Origin of the sequence: Aquabacterium soli, assembly GCF_003933735.1 — a bacterium.
GTDB classification, from domain to species: domain Bacteria; phylum Pseudomonadota; class Gammaproteobacteria; order Burkholderiales; family Burkholderiaceae_C; genus Aquabacterium; species Aquabacterium soli.
Genome location: NZ_RSED01000116.1, coordinates 1 through 271 on the forward strand (window position 1 = coordinate 1; position 271 = coordinate 271).

Genomic DNA, 271 nt, shown 5'->3' on the forward strand with positions numbered 1-271 from the left:
TTTCCATTTGGATATTTAGATTTCAATGTAAGTGTGTCGCCATCTAGATAAGCAGTTGTCTTAATTGTTAGATCGGCACTCAGTTTTTCATCAACTTCTTGGTTCAGAATTAAGTCTGAATGGAAGCCATCATCGTGGATATCTACCGTTATTTTATTTCCATTGTGTTTGAATTCCTGTACTGCTTTGAAATCTTTCACTTTTTCAACGACTTCTTTAGGAGCACCCATTGAAAGTAAGTGGGTTTCGAAATTGTCAGCCCTAACAACTT

General features: G+C 36.2%; 1 protein-coding gene. It reads right to left on the reverse strand.

Annotated elements, in window-relative coordinates; translation table 11 throughout:
* Positions 1-271: lipocalin/fatty acid-binding family protein (locus tag EIP75_RS24255; RefSeq protein WP_158622978.1), on the reverse strand; the 271-nt coding region annotated here is incomplete at both ends.